Below are 2,480 nucleotides of genomic sequence, written 5' to 3' on the forward strand. Positions count from 1 at the left end.
GGCGCATCGTCCACCCGCAGGCGCCGGACTGGCCGTACGTGATCGGCGTGCTGACAGACGCCGCGTGGCAGCGGCGGGGGATCGCTTCGGCGCTGCTCGGGATCGCGGCGCGGGCCGTGATGGCCGGCGGAGACGCGAAGCTGTCGCTGACGGTGGACGCGGACAGCTCGCCCGCGATCGCGCTGTACTCCGGGCTCGGGTTCGTCGAGGTGTGGCGGGGGCCGGCCGGGAGCTAGGGCATGGGGTGGGGGAGTGCACGGTGCTGCACGCATGGAATCCCCCGCGCAGATCTGTCGAGGGCCGCGGCGACCGCGTTCACCTGGACCGCACCATCGTGAAGACCGTTCGCCTGAGCGTGGTCTGTCCGATGGGCACCAGCGTGATCGGCGTGTCCTCGGCGCCGGTGGTGGCCGTCGCGCGTGGGGAGGGATCGATCATCGGTAGCGTCACTGCGATGCCGGAGTCGGTCCAGTCCGCGCGACCAGCGCGAGACCGCTCGACCGTGACCTCGCCCAGCCGGTCTTCTCGAATCACCGGCGCCCACGAGGCCGCGGCATCGGCGGCGAACACGTCGAGGTCGCACAGATCGCTGCCGGGATACCGGCGCGTCGCCGTCGAGATGTGGGCGATGGGCGCGGCCAACACGAGCGGCCCCAGGTGGAGCGCATAGCGCCCGTCCGCGGTCGGGGTGCACGCGACGGCTTGCGGCAACACCAGCCGCACGGAGCTGGTGGGATGCCAGATGCCGTCGATCACCATCCTCGAACCCCGGCGTTCCACCGTCGCATCGGTGACGTCGGTGGTGGTGACGGACGGCGAGGCGCACCATCCCGGCACCCGGAGCTCGAGTGTGAAACGCCGCCCTGGTGCCACCACATCGATGTCGATGGCCTCCTCGAACGGGTACTCCGTCCGCTGGCGGATGGTGACGTCCCCGCCCACCCCCTGGAACGAGACGGACAGGGGCCCATAGAGCTGCACTCGATACCCATGTGGGGTCGGCGCGACGGCGTGGCGAAGCGCGAGTGGCAGCAGCCGGCCGGCGTTGGGTGCGCAGCACACCGCCGCATCGTCGTGCGTCGGCGAGTAGTCCCAGCGGGTACCCATCGCGCGAGTCGCGGCCACCTGGTTCTCGGCGTGGAGATAGGCCACGGCGGTGCCATCGGCGAACACCCCGGCGGGCGCGGCGTTGAGGATGATCGCCTCGGCGCGGTCCACCCACGCAGTGTCGAGGGTCACCGCCGCGGCGGTCAGCCAGGTGTCGACCAGCTCGGTCAGCGCACAGTGCTCCTCGCCCGCTTCGGGCAGGTGCACCGGCGCGTGTCCCGGCGCGCCCAGGGTTTCATCCGACTTGAGGCCGCCCGAGGAACCGATCGCGCCATGCATCTTGGTCACGCCTCGCTCGAACAGCGCCATCCACGTCCCGTCCGGGTCTCCGGTCATCGCCGCGATCTGCAGCGGAACCCGGGCGTGCTCGGCGACGTGGGCGCCGTGACCCGAGAACGGCGCCTCCGATTCCAGCCTGTGTTGCTGGAAGTCCGCGAACGGCTCCTCGATGACCGCGTCCGAGAAGGCCCGATAGAGCGCTATCGCCGACGCCGCGTAGGAGGGATCGGGATCGCGCAGGAACGCGTCGTAGAGCACGTCGACGAACATGAGGTCATGCCCGGTGCCCGTCACGTGGTCGAACGCCGTTCCCCGGGCTATCGCCCGTGCCAATCTCGCGCAGGCTTGGGCGACGGCACGATCGACGGCGCCATGAATCCGGTCGTCGTGAGCCGCATCGGCCCACAGGCGCAGTGCACGGAGAAGGCAGGTCTGGGTCCAGAGGTCACCCGTGATGAAGTCGCTCTCGGCGCGCGTCGCGTCGCTGAACATGCCGAGGTACCCGTCCTCGGATTGATGGGCGAGGATGCGCTCGAGCCTCTCGACGGCCTGGTCGCGGTCCGACTCAGATCCGACCAACGCGACGTGTCCGAGCCACGCCGACAGCCAGTTGCCTTCGCTCTCACCGTTCCACCAGGTCACGTTTTCGGCATTCCGGGCCGCCGAGCCGGCGCCGACGCGTCCGGACGCGAAGGTCTCGCCCCCGACCTCGACGCACAGCGACGGCATCTGGCCGATGTAGCCGGCCAGTGCCGCGCGCGCCCCCTGCTCCATCCAACCCGACAGTTGGATGGTGCTCATGGCAAGGGGAAGGGAGGAGTAGTTCTGCATTCCGACATCTCTGGGATGGTATCGATCCGGGTAGAAGGTCTACCCCTCCTCCGCGGGCGCGGGATTCCGGATCCCGACCCACGAGATCATTCCGCCCGCCGCGAGCAGCACGCCGGTGACGATGGTGGCGCGGTGGAAGCCGTCGAGGTCGAGCGTGCCGCCCACGATGGTGCCGATGAGCGCCACGGCCACCAGGCCGGCGATGCGGGCCACCGCGTTGTTGACCGCGCTCGCGATCCCGGAGCGGGCGGGCTCGATGGCGC

Annotated in this window: 2 protein-coding genes and 1 pseudogene; 1 reads left to right on the forward strand and 2 read right to left on the reverse strand. The window is 70.2% G+C overall.

Translation table 11 applies throughout. From position 1 onward, the window contains the following. On the forward strand, window positions 1–236 hold a 236-nt coding region (locus tag Q0L54_RS11025; protein ID WP_296668079.1), incomplete at its 5' end, for a GNAT family N-acetyltransferase. Between the two features lie 79 nt (window positions 237–315). Here the strand turns inward: Q0L54_RS11025 and Q0L54_RS11030 are convergent. After that, window positions 316–2,187, reverse strand: a complete 1,872-nt coding sequence (locus Q0L54_RS11030) for a beta-L-arabinofuranosidase domain-containing protein (RefSeq protein ID WP_296668080.1) — start codon at window positions 2,185–2,187, stop codon at window positions 316–318. 69 nt (window positions 2,188–2,256) lie between these two features. After that, a pseudogene (locus tag Q0L54_RS11035) lies at window positions 2,257–2,480 on the reverse strand (MFS transporter); the annotation flags it as partial.

The sequence above is a fragment of the Demequina sp. genome, assembly GCF_024642165.1.
Classification (GTDB): Bacteria; Actinomycetota; Actinomycetes; order Actinomycetales; family Demequinaceae; genus Demequina.